This window comes from Methylobacterium isbiliense, from assembly GCF_022179325.1.
In the GTDB taxonomy this organism is placed as follows: Bacteria; Pseudomonadota; Alphaproteobacteria; order Rhizobiales; family Beijerinckiaceae; genus Methylobacterium; species Methylobacterium isbiliense.
The window spans coordinates 1-17,770 of sequence record NZ_BPQQ01000116.1; the positions used below are offsets into that span (position 1 = coordinate 1).

Genomic DNA, 17,770 nt, shown 5'->3' on the forward strand with positions numbered 1-17,770 from the left:
CCGAAGGCGACCTCGCGCCGACGTCATCGGCGCGAGGTCGCCTTCGGCACCGGAGCCGCGTTGGAGCATGGCGACACCGATCGCGCCGTCGACCCGCAGGACGAGGGACGCATGCGGATTCTGCTGACGGAAGGCAGCAGCACGTCTGCGCGACAAGCCATCACCGCGCTCGCGCTCGCCGGGCACGAGGTCGCGTTCTGCGATCCCGAGCCCTTCTGCCTCGCCCGCTTCTCCCGGCTGGTCGCGCGCCGCCACCGCTGCCCGCCCCTCGGCACGGATCCCGAGGGGTTTCGCGTTGTCCTGCGCGGGCTGCTGGCAACGGGCACGACCGACGTCCTGCTGCCGATCCACGAGCAGGGCTACCTCGTCGCGCGCGTCGCCGACGAGTTGCGGCCCCATGCGGCGCTGGCACTGCCCTCGTTCGAGGCCTACGCCCGCGTCCAGACAAAGCTCGGGTTTCGCGGCCTCCTGACCGAACTCGGCCTGTCGCAGCCGCGCACGCGCCTCCTCGATGATCCAGGCCACCTCCTGCGGCAGGACACCTATCCGTTCGTCGTGAAGATGGCGCTCGGGACGGCGAGCCGCGGCACCTGGCTGATCCGGAGCGCGGCGGACCGGGAGCGGGCGGCGGCGGCGATCGGCCGGCTCGCGGCCGATGACGGTCCCGTCCTGGTGCAGGAATGGGTGAGCGCACCCTTGGAGCAGGCCCAGGCGGTGTTCCAGCAGGGGCGGCTCGTCGGATTCCACGCCACGCGCCGGCTGATCGAGGGGGGAGGCGGCGGCGCGGCCCTCAAGGAGAGCGTGCGGCGGCCCCGGGTGGCGCAGGACCTCGCCCGGATCGGCGCGCACCTGTCCTGGCACGGCGCGCTCTCGGTCGACTACTTCATCGACGGGAGCGGAGAGCATCCGCTCTACATCGACGGCAATCCGCGCCTCGTCGAGCCCATGGCCGCGACGCTGGCAGGCCTCAACCTCGCGGATCTGCTGGTGAAGGTCTCGGTCGGGCAGCCGATCCCGACCTGCCGCACGGGCGAGCCCGCCATCCGCACCCGCCTCTCCCTGCAGGCGATCCTCGGGGCCGCGCTGGGCTCGGGCAGCCGGCGCGCCGTGCTCGGAACGCTCGCCCGGCTCGTGCGCGGCGCGGAGCCGTTCGCCGGGGCGCGGGAGGAGCTGACCCCGATCCGCCTCGATCCGCCGAGTGCGCTGCCGGTCCTGGGCTTGGCCCTCGCGCTCCTGGCCCGGCCCGAATCCGCCCCGGCCCTGGTGCAGCGCGGCTGGGGCGCGCATCTCCTGACGCCGGAGGCGATGCGCCGGATCCGGTCGATGTCCTGATCCTGCGGCGACGAAGGCCGGGATTTGCAGGATGCGTCAGGTGACGGGTTTGTCGGACCGAGATCATCGTCGGCCTTGATGACGATCAACGACGGTTGCCGGCCAGGACCGCTAGACTGGCGTCCTTGCGCCGAGGTCACAGATGACGCCGATCGATCTGGTCACCGGCGGCTGCGGGTTCATCGGCCGCCACCTCGTCGACGAACTGCTCCGATCCGGGCGCTGCGTCCGCGTGCTCGATTGCGGCGATCCGTACGACTTGCCGGCCTGCATCGATCTTCGCCGCGGCTCGATTCTGGACGACGTCGCGCTCACCTCCGCCATGGACGGAGTCGCACGCATCTACCATCTCGCCGGCATCGCGCATCTGTGGTGTCCGGACAGACGGGCCTTCGCACGGGTCAATACCCTGGGAACGGAGCGGGTCCTGGCCCATGCACCGCGCGGCGCCCGCGTGGTCCATTGCTCGACTGAGACGCTGCTCACGGCGAGGCAGGGCGGATCGCCGATGCACGGGGACGCTCGTCCGCGCCCCGAGCGGATGCCCGGCCCCTACACGCGATCGAAGGCCCTCGCCGAACGCGCGGCCCTCGCCGCGGCGCAGGCCGGGCAGGACGTGGTCATCGCCAGCCCGGCGGTGCCGATCGGTCCGGGCGACTGGAACATGACGCCACCCTCGGCGATGCTGTCCCTGTTCCTCGGCGGGACCGCGCCCGCCTTCCTCGACTGCACCCTCAACCTCGTCGACGTCCGGGATGCGGCTGAGGGCATCCGCCTTGCAGGCGAGCGGGGCCACGCCGGTCAGCGCTACCTCCTCGGCGGCGAGACCCTGCGGTTGCGCCAGCTCCTCGTCCGGCTGACGCAGGTGACGGGCCGGCCGATGCCGCGGGTGGCGCTGCCGGGCGGCATCGCACTGGCGGCCGCGACGATCTCCGAATGGCTCGCCGACCATCTGACGGGCCGGCCCCCGGTGGCGACGCGCGAGGGCGTGCGGCTCGCGCTCCGATCGGCGCCGGTCGACGATGGCCGGTCGCGCCGAGAGCTCGGCTATCGGCCGCGGCCGATCGACGAAGCCCTGGCGCTCGCCGTGGCGTGGCTTGCCGGCACGGCCGAGCAGGACGCGCTTCGGCATCCGACCCCGCCGCGGCCGGCTGCGTCGCCCGGCCGCCGCGGCACAGCCGCGTCGGGCGAGGCCGGCTTGTCCGGCGCCGCGGCGGATCAAAGGTGATTGACACCATCTCCCACCGCGCGCGCTGTGCCCGCCCACGCGCATGAGAGCGGTTCATGGATGTTCTGCCGGCCGTCGTCGGGCTGTTCGCCACCTCGTTTATCGCCGGCACGTTCCTGCCGTTCCTGCCCGGCTCCTCCGAGATGGCGCTCGCCGGGCTCCTGGCGGTGAACGCGGGAGGCGCGCTGACGCTGCTGGCGACGGCCGTGGTGGCGAATGTCGCCGGGGCCACGGTCAACTATCTCGTCGGCCACCGCGCCGCCGGCTTGGCCGTCCGCCGCTGGTTCGGCCTGCCTCCGGCGGCCCTGGACAGGGCCGCGGCGTGGTTCCGGCACTACGGGGTCTGGGCACTGGCCCTGTGCTGGCTGCCGACCTTCGGAGACGCCATCACGGTGGTGGCCGGGCTGCTGAGGACCGACATCCGCCTCTTTCTGATCCTGGTCCTCGCGGGCAAGTCGTTCGGTCACGGGGCGGTCGTGCTCGGCACGACCTGGCTCACGGCCGCCTGACCGTCCGCACGTCCCGCACCGGACCCTCCGAGGCCCCTCGTCGAACGCGGCGCGCAGCGTCTATGGTCGCCGGATCCGATGCTGGCTGAGACCGACCCGTGCCCCTGACCCAGATCACCCATCACGATCTCGACGGCTACGGCGCCTCGACGATCGTCGCGTCCTTCGCCGAGCCAGACCGCGTCGTGCACGTGCCGCGCTACGGCGATGTCGGGCCGGTCGTCGACGGGGAGCTGAAGCGGCTCGGCCGCACGGCCGCGGGCGAGACCCTGCTCCTCACCGATCTCGGGCTGGAGGAGCCGACGATCGCCTTCCTGCGCCGGTTCGCGGCCATGAACCGGCGCCGTGCCCCGGGAGACAGCCATCGTCTGGTCGTGCTCGACCATCACGCCTCGTCGGTCGACCAGTTGCGGCGCCAGGGGCTGGAGCCTCGGGCCGAGCCGGATCGCCCGACCCTGCTGCGGTTCGATCTGAACGACCCGGCCATCACCGTGCTGATCGACGAGACGTCGAGCGCGACCAGGATGGCCCACGAGCACCGGGCGCTGTTCGCGAACGGGGAGGCCGAGCCCGCGCGTGCCGCCGACCTGACGCTGCTCGTCGCCGCGGTGGACGCGCTCGACCTGTGGCGCAAGGACGATCCGCTCTTCGCGAGCGGCCTCGCGCTCGACGAGGCCTTCTGGGACAACGTGGCGACGCTGGTGCCGGCCGGGCACCCGGCCCATGACCGCGTCGTCTCGCGCCTGCTCCTCGAGGCGAGCGCGGCGATCCGCGCGGGCGCGTCGCCCGCCGCGCTCGAACGCCTCGTCCCGGAGATCCGCGTCCGCATCGTCGACGATCTGATGCGCGACCAGCCCGACGACGATCCGAGCCTGACGACGCGCATGCGCGTCGCCCGCCTCCTCGCCCGCTCCGACGCGCTGTTCCAGGCCCTCGCGGACGGCACGCTGCTCTCCTTCGGCCTCGATCCCGGCACGTTCCAGCGGGTGTCGGACCTGATCATGGCGAGCGGCCGGGCGTCCCGGGTGGTCAACGTGCAGCGCACCGGCACCCTGTCGTTCCGCTCGAACAACGGCACGGCGCTCGCAGGCGCGCGGCTGTTCCGCGGCGGCGGGCACCAGGACGCGGCCGGCGGCAAGCTGCCGAACGGCTCGGCCTTCTCGCTGGCGGACGCCGTCGCCCAGATCGAACCGACGCTCAATCCGCCCGCGACGGCGATCGAGAACAACCCCTTCGCGGCCCTGCGGCATTGGAAGGGGTGAGACGACCGATCGCCGAACGCACCCGGCAGGCCGAGGCCGGCGACACCGGCCTGACCGTCGCGCCGCAGGACCACGGCTTCGTCGCGATCCACGGCCGGACCGACATCGACGCGCTCGTCAAGACCGTCCAGGGCGCCACCATCCAGGGCACCTTGGCCGGCGGCCCGTGACGGCCGCCGCGGGCCGCCGGTCTCGACCGACGGGCACCTCCGGATATCGGCGATACTGATACTGCTGGCGATCGACGTCGCCCCGACCAGTGCTACATCACGCACGACAGAATAAGCCCGGGAGGAAGCCCATCGTGACGACCGATCGCAGGACCATCCTGGCCGGATTCTCCGCCCTCGGGGCGGCCGCCTCCCTGTCGGGCGCCGCCGCGCAGACGGGCCAGGCGCCGTCCCGGACCTACCTTCTCGTGCACGGGGCGTATGGCGGAGGCTGGATCTGGCGCGACGTCGCCGCGGGCCTGCGCCGGCAGGGCCACACGGTCTGGGCGCCGACGCAGACCGGGCTTGGGGAGCGCAGCCACCTCCTCTCGCGCCAGATCACGGTCGAGACGCACATCCGGGACGTGGCGAGCGTCATCGAGATGGAAGAGCTGCGCGACGTGATCCTCGTCGGGCACTCCTACGGCGGCATGGCGGTCACCGGGGTCGCGGACCGCCTGACCGACCGCATCCGCCACATCGTCTATCTGGATGCGCTGATCCCCGAGAACGGCGACACCGCCTTCGCGCTCCTGCCCCCCGGCATGGAGGCGGCCCGGCGCAAGGCGGCGCTCGACCAGGGCGCGGGCGTGGCGCTGCCGGTCCCCGGCCCGGACGCCTTCCCGATCCCGGCGGGACCGGCGAAGGACTGGTTCATGCAGCGCCTGCGGCCGCACCCGATCGGCACCTACGAGAGCCCGATGCGCCTGACGAAGCCGGCCGGGGCCGGCCTGCCGGTGACCTACGTCGCCTATACCAGCCCGGCCCTGGCCTCGATCGAGCCGAGCCGGCAGCGCGCCCGGTCCAAGCCCGGCTGGCAGTACCGCGAACTGGCCGTGCCGCACGACGTCGAGGTGCCGATGCCCGAGACCGTCATCGAGGTGCTCACAAGCGTGGGTTAGCGGCCCTCGCGGCCGGCCGGGACGCCGTCATGTCTCGCGGCGGTCCGGCGGGCCGAGACGGGCGACGATGCCCTCGGCGAGCGCGTGGTAGAGTCCTTCGGGACAGATCAGCTTCGAGGTCGCGTCCGCCACGAGCGCGGCGAGCATCAGGGGGATCACCAGCGCGTGGGCCTCGGTCATCTCCGAGACGATGACGAAGGAGGTGATCGGCGCCTGCAGCACGCCGGCGAGGTAGGCGGCCATGCCGATGAGGACCAGGGCGCCGATGGGGGCCGCGGGCAGGAGCGGGCTCAGCTGGGATCCGAGACCGGCGCCGACCGCCAGCGAGGGAGCGAACAGGCCGCCAGGAATGCCGCTGATCGACGACAGGGTGGTGGCCACGAACTTCAGCGGGCCGAACAGGGCGTGCGTGTCGCCTTCGCCGTGCAGGAGGGCGCGGGCCTCGTCGTAGCCGGTGCCGTAGACGTGCCCCCCGCTGGCGAGCCCGCACAGGGCCACGCCGAGCCCGCACAGCATCGCGAAGGCGACCGGCCGGCGGCGGATCAGCGCGCCGGCCCGGCCCGGCAGGCCGCGCCCGAACGCGATCACGATGCGGCTGAACAGCCCGCCCGAGAGGCCGCCGAGCACGCCGCAGACCGGCACCGCGAGCCACGCGGCCCCGAGCGGCAGGGTGGCGGGGGTGGTGCCGAAATACGCGTAGTTGCCGAGCAGCGCGAGCGAGGTGAGGCCCGCCGCGATCACGGTGCCGATCACCAGCCCGCTCGTCTTCGCCTCGTAGGAGCGGCTCAGCTCCTCGATGCCGAAGACGATGCCGGCGAGCGGCGTGTTGAACGCCGCCGCGACCCCGGCCGCGCCGCCGGCCAGCAGGAGGCCGCGCTGATGCTCGGGCGTGGCGCGCCCCGCCGCGGCCATGAGCGCGGCGCCCACCTGCACGGTCGGCCCCTCGCGGCCGGTCGAGGCGCCGCACAGGAGCCCGAGCGTCATCGCGATCACCTTGCCGAGCGCGACCCGCAGCGAGACGAGGGCGTGGCGCGCCGCCGGGTCGGCGAGGTCGCGGGCGGCGATCACCTGCGGGATGCCGCTGCCTTCCGAGTTCGGGAAGACCGTGCGGGCGAGCAGCGCCGCGAGCCCGAAGCCCAGCGGCGTGAGCCCGAGCGCGATCAGCGGCGAGACCGCGAGGATGTCGCGGAAGGCCGCCTGCGCGGCGTCGGCGAGCTTGGCCATCAGCACCGCGGCCCCGCCCACCGCGAGGCCCCCGAGGATGAACAGCGCCCTGCGCCGGCCCGGTGCGAGGACCGTCTCGCGCCAGGGCCCGGCGACGCGCCGCCACGACCGATCCACCCGCATGCCGAATCACCCTCCGGCCCGGCGTGAGGCAGGTCCCGGGCCATTCGGGCAGCTTGGACGAGCGGGCCGGGAATGCGAAGCTCCGGCGGCATGGAGAGGGGCAGGGAGGACGCGATGCGGGTTCTTGTCGTGGGCGCGGGGGCGACCGGCGGGTACTTCGGGGCGCGGCTCGCGCAGGCCGGCCGCGACGTCACCTTCCTGGTGCGTGGCCCCCGCGCGGCGCATCTCGCGGCGCACGGCCTGGAGGTGCGCAGCCCCCACGGCGACTTCCGCATCGCGGCGCCCGCCACCGTCACGGCGGACCGGCTCGCCGGGTCTTTCGATCTCGTGCTGCTCAGCTGCAAGGCCTACGATCTCGACGGGGCGATCGAGGCCGTCGCGCCCGCGGTCGGGCCGGACACCGCGGTGCTGCCGATCCTCAACGGCATGGCGCATCTCGACGCTCTCGACGCCCGCTTCGGGCCGGAGCGGGTGCTAGGCGGCTCCTGCGCCATCGCCGGAACGCTCGGGCCGGCGGGGGAGATCGTGCAGATGACGGAGCTGCACAGCCTCACCTTCGGCGAGCGCGACGGCGCTGCCACGGAGCGCATGGCGCGCATCGCGGCCCTGATGCAGGGCGCGGCCTTCACGGCCCGGCCGAGCGAGCGGATCCTGCTGGAGATGTGGGAAAAATGGGTGTTTCTCGCGACTCTCGCGGGAGGCACCTGCCTGATGCGCGGCACGGTGGGCGACATCGTCGGAGCGCCGGGCGGGCGCGACTTCATGCTCGGCCTCCTCGACGAGTGCCGCCGCATCGCCGCGGGCGCCGGCCACACGCCGCGCGACAAGTTCCTCGCCGCGACCCAGGGCACGCTCACCGCCGCGGATTCGCCGATGACGGCCTCGATGCTGCGCGACATCGCCCGGGGGGCGGCGATCGAGGCCGACCACATCATCGGCGATCTCCGCCGCCGCGGGGACAAGGCCGAACCCGGGGCGGCCTTCCCGCACCTCGACGCGGTCTATACCGGCCTCAAGACCTACGAGCGGCGGCGCGCCCGCGAGAGGGCGGCCGGCGCGGCGGCGTAGCGAGGCGGTTGCGGCACGGCGGCGCTCCACCCCGTTCTTGACGGGCCGGCACGGCGGCCCGCACCGTCATGCCGCCGCCGCGCGGTCGCGCGACCGGTGCGGTCGCGACGTACCACGTCCGGGGTGCACCCCTCCGCGCCGGGGCCGGCAAGCCCACGGCCCTGCGCCGGCGAACCTTCGCGGCAGGGACGAGGTGAGAGCGGCTGCCAGAGCCACCGTCGGACGCACATTCACGAATCGATCGTGGGCAATCAGCTGCGAACAGCGATCTCGGAGGCTATACGCGCATCGAGACTACGAAAACCCGTCATATTCATCGATAAACAATCAGCAATGCGCCGCGGGCGGCCACCATGAAACACTCGACGTGTTGGCGACCGCGCGCGAACAGGGACAGAAGCTGTCCGAGGCGCCGCCGTTGCTTCACGAGCGGTGGTCATGCAGCATTCCGCGACAGACGATCGGCGAGGGACGAGGCATGGCCCCGGCGCTGCAGCGTCCGCCGCGCCGCCACCTGATCCCGCGCACGGCAAGGCGTCGTCCTCGTGAGGGCGGAGGACGGGCGGGTCTGCCTCGTGGCGCTGGGCACGCACGGCGACGTCCTGCCGGTCATCGCGCTCGGCGCCGCCCTGAAGGCGCGCGGCCGCGACGTGCGCCTCGCTGCGCCGGCGACCTTCGCGTCGCTCGCGGCCCGCGCCGGGCTGCCCTGCGATGCGATCGGCACGCGGGCCGATTTCGCACGCCTCGTCGACAGCCCCTCGCTGTGGCGGCCGATCCGGGGTGCCCGCGCCCTGTTCACCGCGGCGGCGGCGGCGGCCGAGCCGGTCTATCGCTGGCTGGAGGCGAACGGACGGCCGGGCCGGGACGTGGCGGTCGCCTCTTCGCTCGCGCTCGGCGCCCGGGTGGCGCAGGACCGGCTCGGCCTCTCGCTCGCCACGCTGCACCTGATGCCGATGCTGCTGGAGAGCCGGCACGCGCCGCCGCGGCTGCCGGGGCTGCCGCTGCCCGAGACGCTGCCGGCGCGATGGCGGCACTGGTTGGGCCGCGGCGCCGACCCGGTGGTGATCGGACCCGCGGCGCTGCCGCCGCTCAACGCCTTCCGGGCCGGCCTCGGCCTGCCGCCGGTCAAGCGGCTGCGCCACTGGTGGCACAGCCCCGAGCGGGTGCTGCTCGCGGTGCCGGACTGGTACGCCCCGCCGCAGCCCGACTGGCCGGCCCAGATCGAACAGACGGGTTTCCCGCTGGCCGACCTGCACGGGGACATTGATCGCCTTCCGGCGGATCTCGAGGCGTTCCTGGCGGCCGGTGCCTCGCCGCTGGTCTTCACCTACGGGTCGGCGATGGCGCGGGCGGAGGGCTTCTTCGCGACCGCCGTGGCCGTGTGCCGGCGGCTTGGGCGGCGCGGTGTGCTCCTGTCCCCGCGCCGCGAGCCGATTCCCGCGGATCTGCCGCCGGAGATCCACCATGCCGCCTACGCGCCCCTGAGTCGCCTGCTGCCCGCCTGCGCGGCACTGGTCCATCACGGCGGCATCGGCACGGTGGCGCAGGCGCTGGCCGCCGGGTGCCCGCAGCTGATCGTGCCGGTCGCCTTCGACCATGCCGACGAAGCGCGCCGCGTTCTGCATCTCGGGGTCGGGGCGACGCTCAGCCGGCGCCGCTTCACGGCGGCGCGCGCGGCGCACCTCCTCGACCGGATGCTGGCCAACGAGGCCGTGACCGCCGCCTGCGCGGCGCTGCGCACCCGCATGGCCGCGCAGAACGGGATCGACGCCGCCTGCCACGCCGTCGACGGCATGTTCGCCTGAGACGGGGTTCCGGACCGGACGAAGCGAATGCACCTCCGGCTCCGAACGACGTTCCGGCCGCGTCCTGCCATTACGGGAGATTGACGAAGGCGCGCTATGTCTTCCCGGGTCATGCCGGCCACGCCCCCGCGAGCCGGCAAGACAGGCGAGCCGGGCTGGCGCAGTCTGAACACCTCCGATCGGCTCGGCTCGCCACCGTCCGCAAGATCTTCGCAGCAGGCCGATCCGGGCCGCAGCACGGCTGGGGCGGTGTCCGCCGCGCCGAGGCAAGCGCCAGCCCTGCGGGCCGCGCCGTCGCCCACCAACAATTGCTACAATCAAACAAACATCAATGTACGTCGAACGACCGATCCGGATGCAATCTCAGCTTCGCCCGGAGTAGTCGGCACTGTGATCGAGCCGCAACATGGATGCAGCGCGGCAACAGCCGGCGATTTTAACCACGCGTTAACCGGGACCGGAGCAGTTTCATCGCACCAGAACAAACAATAATGCTCGGGAGGCGTCGATCTCGTGAGGAGAGCAGCATGGCACGAACGACGACGATTGCCGATGCCGAGCGCAGGCTCGTGATCGAAACCCTCATCCGGTGCGGCGGCAATCGCACGCACGCCGCCAAACAGCTCGGGATCTCGGTCAGGACGGTCCGGAACAAACTCGCCGAATACAAGAAGTTCGGCATCTATCTGCCCGTGTACAAGGACATCATCGATGCCGAGCAGACGAGAGCGACGCTGAGTTGACGATCGTCCCGGGAGCAGCGCCGGACCCATCAGGCCCGGCGGCGCCATTCCCATCGTTGCGATCCGAATGGTGCCCAGAATCGGCGCAATGACGGCGTGATCCGTCGGGCGGCGGCTCGGCCGGACGGACCATCGGCCTGCCATCGAGGGCGTTGCGCCACCTCGCCCTCAGGGCCCCCGGGATTCGGGTCCTCGGCCGGTCAGGCCTGGCCTGATCGCCGACACCGCCGGTAAGGCGCGTCATGTGGCGCGGCGTCCGCATCGCGAACGTCGTCGACCCTGTGTGCCGCCCGACGCGGCCCTCGCGCCGGCACCACGCTGCCGCGCCCGAAGCGGGCGTTGCCGGCGCCATCTGCATGGCCGGGAGCACCGCCCTGCCGGTCTGCATCTCGGGCCGAGACCCGGATGGACCGGCGGCGCAGGCCGTTCTCAGCCGCGCCAAGCCGACGCGCGCATCACGGCTTCCGTCTGATGGATGGATCGCCACGCTCGGCCCTGGCCAGGTGCCAAGCGTCCGCACTCCTCACCAGCTGCATGAGCCGGCCGTCCTGTCGCAGAATAGGGGCTGCCTTGAAGGCGACGGGGACCTGCTTCCCATCGGCTGCGGCGCGCCGTTTGGCCTGGGGCCGGAGCTCCGGGCCGAGAGTGGGGTGGAGGAGCTTCGGTCGGCGCCGGACATGGCCTGCGATGGCCGAGAGGGAGCATCGGGCGAACGGAGGGGGTGCTTTGCTCCGTCCACGGGTCGAGGCGGGCCGTGCGGCCGTGCGCCTGCGATTGCCGTAGATGATATAGGACGGTGGTGGCCCGTTGCCGGAAGCCGAGCGGGTTTCCACTCGGTGCTGCGTCATCCATCCGGCTCGGAACGGACATCACCAGATTGACGTTCTTGCACGAGCGCGCGGGACGTTTCACCTCATCCGTGGGACAGAATCATGATTTCTCGATTTTCTTCCATGATACTTGTAGCAATCGCCGGGATCATATCGACACACACCTTCGCTTGTGAAATCAAGGAAGAAGATGTTGTAAAACTGTCTGCTGCGAGCGACGACATGATGAAATTGATTGCCGTGCGGCAGGAGAAGCAGGGTGATTTCATCAAGAGGATCATGGAGGAATCAGACAAGCTTACGGCAAAAGAAGTTTTGGCGGATTATGTGAATAATTTTAGATTTAGCCATGGCAAAGTATCTCCAATTGCCAAGAAGAGCCTGGATATCAATGACATTGTCCTGCGAATGATGCACCAATGTTTCGACAATAAGGGCTAGCCGCGGAATCGCACATCTTCCGCGCTTGCCGTCTCGGCCCTCGCGCGCGCGGGACCCAGCCGCCCGTCAGCCGGCCGTAGTTGATCCCGGATTCGAGAAGTCGTGCTCGGGCGGTGGGTCCGGCTCGTGGCCGACCCGCAGGTCGGCCGGTTGGCGCAGCGGCGGGCCGTCACGCCGGAGTTGCCCATCGCCCCGGTCCAGGCTCGTCAACCTGCCCCATGAGGTCCCGATGGCGAACCTGCAGGTGAGGGCAGTGTGAGCCAATGAAGGCTGGTCGGCAGGGCCGCCTGACGCAAAAACCTGTCAGGACGCAATCCCGTCAGGTGAAGTGATGTGTCGGTTATCCTACAACCAACGGCGTTGCCGCAGGCTACGCCACTTGAGCCGGCGGCGACAGGCGGGCCGGGTTACAGTCTGGACCACTCTCAGCCCGGCCCGCCACTCTGATCACCGAACGCCGGGCCGCACCATTGCACTGAAGGCCAACCAAGCGGCCTGCGGGCGCGGCGCACCCCGCCCGACCACTTCGGGCATGGCCTCCGCTGCGCGATCGAGCGCGACTTGCCTTGGCCGGGTGAGGGTCGAGGGGAGAGTGCCCGCAGGGCGCCGGGGCAGCCGCAACCCCGCCGCGGGGCGCACGAGATCACGTCGACAGGACGGGACAGGCGCCCGCACCGATAGAAGCGAACGCTTGCGCAAGTTTTCGCCGACTATCGACTATCGGAGTGGCAACAATTTCGATGCTATGCTCACGTAAAGCCTAAAGCATCGTGAATCGATAGCTGAATTCGGCCCCAGTTGATGAGCCTGGATGCGAGCGTTTGACGTTGGCGATCCGGAAACTGCGCCGAGAGGCGAGCGGGGTACTACACCCGAGCCGCGGACCAGAAGAAGCTGGCGCACCATCCTGCATCTGACTGGAAAGGCCGGACGAGAAGACGGTTTGCGGAGAAAGTCCAACTCGCAGCGGTGCGCCAATCGGTTGGACGGGAAATCAGCAGAAATGGCTGTCAGATCAACGACAAGCCGGACCATCATTTAGGGGGGATGGTGCCCAGGGGCGGAATCGAACCACCGACACTGCGATTTTCAGTCGCATGCTCTACCAACTGAGCTACCTGGGCGCGCCGGGCTGCGATGCAGCGGCGTTGGCGGGTCTATAGTCAGCCTGCGGACGTCTGTCCAGCCGTCTTGTGCACGATCTCGTGCGCCGGCTACGCGGGTGGGGGCTGATGGCGGTCGCGGACGACCGGCCGGTGAGCGATGCGCTCCCTCCCACGCATCCCGGCGCCCTCGCCGGGCGGCGCGCGCCGGCTGGCCGGACGGCGCAGCCGGCCACCGTGACGCGCCGTCTCAGCCGCGCTTGCGGAAGGGCTTGCGCGGCAGGTCCGGCACGCCGGGCAGGGCCTCGACCTGCAGGTCGGCCGGGCCGGTGCGGCCGAAGCTGTGGGCGAAGCGCTCGGCCGCGCCGCCGCGGATCTCGAACTTCGTCTCGCGCTCGAAGATCCGGATGGCGCCGACCTCGTCGCGGGTGACGCCGCCGCGCCGGCAGAGCATGGGCAGCAGGCGGCGCGGGTCGGCATTGTCGCGCCGGCCGACATTGAGGCGGAACCAGACGCTCGGCCCCATCGGCGGGCGTGGCCCCTCGCGCCGGGCCGGTGCGGGCTTGCCGGTCTGGAAGCCCGGATCCGTGACCTCCTCGGGAGCGGGCAGCCGCGCCCGGTAGGCCCGCGCCAGGGCGGCGGCGAGATCCTCGGGCGTGCGGCGCGCGAGCAGCACCTGGGCCATCGCCCGGTCCTCCTCGCTCGGCTCCTCGGTGAGGATCGCGTCCTCCAGCAGCCGCTCCTGGTCGAGGGTGCGGATCTCGTCGGCGGGCGGCGGACCGGACCAGACCGGAACCACGCCGGCCCGCGCCATCAGCTCCTCGGCCTTGCGCCGCCGCGACGGCGGCACCAGCAGCACGCTGATGCCCTTGGCCCCCGCGCGCCCGGTGCGGCCCGAGCGGTGCTGCAGCACCTCGGCATCGTGCGGCAGCTCCGCGTGGATCACCAGCCCGAGGCCCGGCAGGTCGATGCCGCGGGCCGCCACGTCGGTGGCGACGCAGACCCGGGCGCGGCCGTCGCGCAGGGCCTGGAGGGCGGCGTTGCGCTCGTGCTGGCCGAGTTCCCCCGACAGCGCCACCGCCGAGAAGCCGCGCTCGGTCAGCACCGCCTGCAGGTGGCGCACCGCGTTGCGGGTGTTGCAGAACACGATGGCGGCGCGCGCCTCGACCTGGCGCAGGGTGTTGACGACGACGAGTTCGGTCTCGCGCGGCAGGATGCGGAAGGCGCGGTACTCGATGTCCGCGTGGCCGCGCGTCTCGCCCGCCACCGCGATGCGCTGCGCCTCCTGCTGGTAGTTCTCGGCCAGCGCCACGATGCCCTTGGGCAGGGTGGCGGAGAACAGGAGCGTGCGCCGGGCGGCGGGCGTGGCGCCGAGGATGAATTCGAGGTCCTCGCGGAAGCCGAGGTCGAGCATCTCGTCGGCCTCGTCGAGGACGACCGCCCGGAGCGCACCCGGATCGAGATTGCGCCGTTCGAGGTGGTCGCGCAGGCGCCCCGGCGTGCCGACCACGATGTGGGCCCCCTCGGCGAGCCAGCGGCTCTCGCGCCGCGGATCCATGCCGCCGACGCAGGACACCACCCGGGCGCCGGCCGGCGCGTAGAGCCACGTCAGCTCGCGGTGGACCTGCAGCGCCAGTTCGCGGGTCGGCGCGATGACGAGGGCCAGGGGAGCCCCCGCCGGCCCGAGGCTCTCGGCGCCGTCGAGCAGGGTCTCGGCCATGGCGAGACCATACGCGACGGTCTTGCCGGAGCCGGTCTGGGCCGAGACAAGAAGGTCACGGCCCGCGAGCGCCGGTTCGAGGACGGCGGCCTGGACGGGCGTCGGATCGGCGTAGCCCCGGGCCTCGAGGGCCTGGGCGAGCGGGGCGGGAACGGGAGGAAAGGACACGGAGACGAAATTCCCAAAGGACGACGCGCGGGGAGGGGGGAGATGGGGGCTCCGGGCGCAAGCCCGAAAGAGGCCCGGCCGCATCGGCGGCCCAACCATCGCGCGCAAGTCCCACGGGTCTGTGACGGAAGGCCGGGTGTTAGCGCGTCGGCGCCGGCCGGTCCAGCCCCGCGCGGCGCAGGGCCGTCAGGCCACCGGCTCGCGGGCGGCGGCGAGGTGGCGGCCGAGGAAGCTGGCTGCGGCCGTGAGCGAGCGGCGGGCCTCGGGCAGGAACGAGGCGGCGAACTGCCACGCGTGCGGCACCACCGGCCAGACCGTGAGGGCGACGTCCACGCCCGCCGCGCGGGCCTTCTCGGCGAAGCGCACCGAATCGTCGCGCAGGAGTTCGTTCGCGCCGACGTGGAAGAGGAGCGGCGGCAGGCCCGCGGGATCGCCGTAGAGCGGCGAGACCAGCGGGTCGGCGGCATCGTGGCCGGCCAGATAGGCCTCGACGAGGCCCGGCAGGCTCGCCGGATCGAACATGGCGTCGCGCCGGGCATTCGCCTGCATCGACGCGCCGGTGCCCAGCATGTCGGTGGCGGGCGAGAACAGGGCCGCGGCGGCGGGGAGCGGCAGACCCTCCCGCTTGAGGCGCAGCATCAGCGCCAGGGCGAGGTTGCCGCCGGCCGAATCGCCCGCGAGCCCGGCCGGCCCCTCGGCCGCAAAGGCCGTCCAGGCCGCCGCGGCATCGTCCAGGCCAGCCGGGAACGGATGCTCGGGGGCGAGGCGGTAATCGGGGGCGAAGATGCGAAAGCCCCGCTGGGCGAGCGCGCCGATCAGCGGCCGGTGCGTGCGGGCCGAGCAGGCGATGAAGCCGCCGCCGTGCAGGTAGAGGAGCCGGGGCGCGTCCGGCCGGAGGCCGTCCCGCTCAGCCCACTCGCCCGCGATGCCGCCGACCGCGCCGGGCCGGAAGGCGACGCCCGGCGGATCCGGAAACTTCGCGGCGTCGAAGACCCGGCGCACCGCGTGGACATCGGCGGCGCGGGCCAGCCGCGGGCGCACCTGCCAGCGGATCATCCAGGTGAAGACATAGGCGCGCAGGGAGGTCACGGGCTCAGGACCTTTCGTCATTCGCCGATGGCGCGGCCGATCAGCGCCCAGTAGCGCACCGGCATCAGGCGCTGGATGAACGCCACCTGCCGGGCATCGGTGCCGACGATCAGGCGCGGGGCGCGGCGCTCCATGCCGCGCAGGATCTGGGCCGCGGCCGCCTCCGGGGGCAGGCGCAGATGGCGCTCGAAGGCCGCGCGGCCGCGCGCCGCCTCCGCCGGATCGACGCCGCGTCCGGTGCGGGCGTTGCGGGCGATCGCCGTGGCGACGCCGCCGGGATGCACCACCATGACCGAGAGGCCGGTGCCGGCATATTCGTGGCGCAGCGCCTCCGAGAAGCCGCGCAGGGCGAACTTGCTCGCCGCGTAGGCGGTCTGGCCGGGCGGGGCGATCAGCCCATAGAGGCTCGACAGGTTGACGATCTGCGCCTCGGGCCGGGCGGCCAGGACGGGCAGGAAGGCGTGGGTCGTCCGCACCGCGGCGCGGAAATTCACGTCCATCACCCACTCGAACTCGGCGAGGTCGAGCTGCGCGAAGCGCCCGCCGAGCGCGACGCCGGCATTGTTGACGAGGACGTCCAGGGTGCCGTGCCGGGCGAGCACCGCCTCCGGCAGGGCCGCGATGCCGGCCGCATCGGTGAGATCGAGCCGGTGGGCGCTGGCGCCCGGGAGCGCGGCGGCGATCCGCTCCAGCCCCTCCGCGTCGCGGTCGACGAGGGCGAGGCGGGCGCCCGCGCGCGCCAGGGCGGCGGCGAGCGCCGCGCCGATGCCGCTCGCCGCGCCCGTGACGAGCGCCACCTTGTCCCGCAGCACGAACGGTCGTCCCACGCACGCCTCCCGCGGTCCCAGCGCGAGACCGATCCTGCGGGATTGAATCGCCCGCCGGGGCGGCGAGCGCAAGCGTGCGGGGGCGCGCGGCCTCAGGCCGCGGCGACGGGCTCGGGCTTCGCCGGCTGGGCGATCGCCGGCAGTTCGACGTCGATCTCCAGCATCGAGACCGCGTTGCCGCGCTCCATGCTGATCTTCACCTTCTCGCCGTCGACGGCCACGTGCTTGGCGATGACGGCGAGGATCTCCTCGCGCAGCACCGCCACGAGGTCGGTCCGCCCGAACACCACGCGCTCGTGGGCGAGCAGGATCTGGAGACGGTCGCGCGCGACGGGCGCGGAACCGCGGCGGGAGAGAAAATTCAGCAGGTTCATGCCGCCCTCCGCGGGAAAAGCCGGGTCAGGAAGGACTTGCGCTCGGCCGGGATGGTCATGGGGACGGTCTCGCCCTTGAGGCGGCGGGCCGCATCCGCATAGGCGCGCGCGGGCGCCGAGGCCGGGTTGTTGAGCGTCACCGGGCTGCCGACGTTCGAGGCTTTGAGCACCTCCTCGCTCTCCGGCACCACCGCCAGAAGCGGGATCGACAGGATCTCCAGCACGTCCTCCAGCTTCAGCATCTCCCCGCGCTCCGCCCGACCCGCGTCGTAGCGCGTCAGGATCAGGTGCTTCTCCAGGCTCTCGCCCGCCGCAGCCCGCGCCGTCTTGGCATCCAGAAGCCCGATGATCCGGTCCGAGTCCCGCACCGAGGACACTTCCGGGTTGGTCACCACCACCGCCACGTCCGCGTGCCGCATCGCCAGCGTCGCCCCCCGCTCGATCCCCGCCGGGCTGTCGCAGATCACCCAGTCGAAGCGCTCGCGCAGCTCCCCGATCACCCGCGCCACCCCCTCGTCGGTGAGCGCGTCCTTGTCGCGGGTCTGCGAGGCCGGCAGCAGCGAGAGACCCTCCAGCCGCTTGTCGCGGATCAGCGCCTGCGCCAGCTTGGCGTCGCCCTGCACCACGTTGATCAGGTCGTAGACCACCCGACGCTCCGCCCCCATCACCAGGTCGAGGTTGCGCAGGCCCACGTCGAAGTCGACCACGCACACGCTCTGGCCGCCCTGCGCCAGCGCCGCCCCCAAGGCCGCCGTCGTCGTCGTCTTCCCCACCCCGCCCTTGCCCGATGTGACTACCAGTACCTTCGCCATT

General features: G+C 72.3%; 16 protein-coding genes and 1 tRNA gene. 10 read left to right on the forward strand and 7 right to left on the reverse strand.

The features are described 5' to 3' along the window. From MFF61_RS31995 to MFF61_RS32020, 6 genes are all read left to right on the forward strand, one after another. Positions 1-1,332: ATP-grasp domain-containing protein (locus tag MFF61_RS31995; protein ID WP_306423428.1), on the forward strand; the 1,332-nt coding region annotated here is incomplete at its 5' end. 142 nt (positions 1,333-1,474) lie between these two features. Then, positions 1,475-2,560, forward strand: coding sequence for an NAD-dependent epimerase/dehydratase family protein (locus tag MFF61_RS32000; protein ID WP_238241726.1), 1,086 nt, complete (start codon positions 1,475-1,477; stop codon positions 2,558-2,560). A gap of 56 nt (positions 2,561-2,616) precedes the next feature. Further along, positions 2,617-3,069, forward strand: a complete 453-nt coding sequence (locus tag MFF61_RS32005; protein WP_238241727.1) for a YqaA family protein — start codon at positions 2,617-2,619, stop codon at positions 3,067-3,069. A gap of 98 nt (positions 3,070-3,167) precedes the next feature. After that, positions 3,168-4,331: a dimethylmenaquinone methyltransferase gene (locus MFF61_RS32010; protein WP_238241728.1), complete on the forward strand. Its 1,164-nt coding sequence runs from the start codon at positions 3,168-3,170 to the stop codon at positions 4,329-4,331. After that, positions 4,328-4,501 (forward strand): hypothetical protein, encoded by a 174-nt coding sequence (locus MFF61_RS32015; RefSeq protein ID WP_238241729.1) that lies wholly within the window; start codon positions 4,328-4,330, stop codon positions 4,499-4,501. Before MFF61_RS32010 ends, MFF61_RS32015 begins: the two co-directional genes overlap by 4 nt. Positions 4,502-4,635: 134 nt before the next feature. Further along, a complete protein-coding gene (locus MFF61_RS32020) occupies positions 4,636-5,442 on the forward strand; it encodes an alpha/beta fold hydrolase (protein WP_238241730.1) in 807 nt (268 codons plus the stop codon). A 27-nt stretch (positions 5,443-5,469) separates the two neighbouring features. Here the strand turns inward: MFF61_RS32020 and MFF61_RS32025 are convergent, their stop codons facing one another. Next, entirely contained in the window at positions 5,470-6,789 is a 1,320-nt protein-coding gene (locus MFF61_RS32025; RefSeq protein ID WP_238241731.1) for a chloride channel protein, read from the reverse strand. A gap of 114 nt (positions 6,790-6,903) precedes the next feature. Here MFF61_RS32025 and panE point away from each other — a divergent pair, with 114 nt between their 5' ends. The 4 genes from panE (at position 6,904) to MFF61_RS32045 (ending at position 11,676) form a co-directional block, all read left to right on the forward strand. Next, positions 6,904-7,857: a 2-dehydropantoate 2-reductase gene (gene panE, locus MFF61_RS32030; RefSeq protein WP_238241732.1), complete on the forward strand. Its 954-nt coding sequence runs from the start codon at positions 6,904-6,906 to the stop codon at positions 7,855-7,857. Between the two features lie 545 nt (positions 7,858-8,402). Next, complete coding sequence (locus tag MFF61_RS32035; RefSeq protein WP_238241733.1) at positions 8,403-9,662, forward strand: glycosyltransferase; 1,260 nt, start codon at positions 8,403-8,405, stop codon at positions 9,660-9,662. Positions 9,663-10,189: 527 nt separating this feature from the next. After that, the gene (locus tag MFF61_RS32040; protein WP_373324822.1) at positions 10,190-10,405 is read left to right on the forward strand and encodes a helix-turn-helix domain-containing protein; all 216 of its coding nucleotides are present in this window, start codon (positions 10,190-10,192) and stop codon (positions 10,403-10,405) included. Positions 10,406-11,358: 953 nt separating this feature from the next. Next, the gene (locus MFF61_RS32045; protein ID WP_238241734.1) at positions 11,359-11,676 is read left to right on the forward strand and encodes a hypothetical protein; all 318 of its coding nucleotides are present in this window, start codon (positions 11,359-11,361) and stop codon (positions 11,674-11,676) included. A 1,048-nt stretch (positions 11,677-12,724) separates the two neighbouring features. Here MFF61_RS32045 and MFF61_RS32050 read toward each other — a convergent pair. The 6 genes from MFF61_RS32050 to minD all read right to left on the reverse strand — a co-directional run bounded on the left by MFF61_RS32050 (position 12,725) and on the right by minD (position 17,769). Then, positions 12,725-12,800, reverse strand: a tRNA-Phe gene (locus MFF61_RS32050). A gap of 229 nt (positions 12,801-13,029) precedes the next feature. After that, the gene (locus MFF61_RS32055) at positions 13,030-14,667 is read right to left on the reverse strand and encodes a DEAD/DEAH box helicase (protein WP_238241735.1); all 1,638 of its coding nucleotides are present in this window, start codon (positions 14,665-14,667) and stop codon (positions 13,030-13,032) included. A gap of 186 nt (positions 14,668-14,853) precedes the next feature. Continuing rightward, positions 14,854-15,756 (reverse strand): alpha/beta hydrolase, encoded by a 903-nt coding sequence (locus MFF61_RS32060; protein WP_238241740.1) that lies wholly within the window; start codon positions 15,754-15,756, stop codon positions 14,854-14,856. Positions 15,757-15,773: 17 nt separating this feature from the next. After that, positions 15,774-16,583 (reverse strand): SDR family NAD(P)-dependent oxidoreductase, encoded by an 810-nt coding sequence (locus MFF61_RS32065; protein WP_238241736.1) that lies wholly within the window; start codon positions 16,581-16,583, stop codon positions 15,774-15,776. Between the two features lie 92 nt (positions 16,584-16,675). Next, positions 16,676-16,957: a cell division topological specificity factor MinE gene (minE, locus tag MFF61_RS32070; RefSeq protein ID WP_238241737.1), complete on the reverse strand. Its 282-nt coding sequence runs from the start codon at positions 16,955-16,957 to the stop codon at positions 16,676-16,678. After that, the gene (gene minD / locus MFF61_RS32075; RefSeq protein WP_238241738.1) at positions 16,954-17,769 is read right to left on the reverse strand and encodes a septum site-determining protein MinD; all 816 of its coding nucleotides are present in this window, start codon (positions 17,767-17,769) and stop codon (positions 16,954-16,956) included. Before minD ends, minE begins: the two co-directional genes overlap by 4 nt. Position 17,770: the final 1 nt, after the last annotated feature.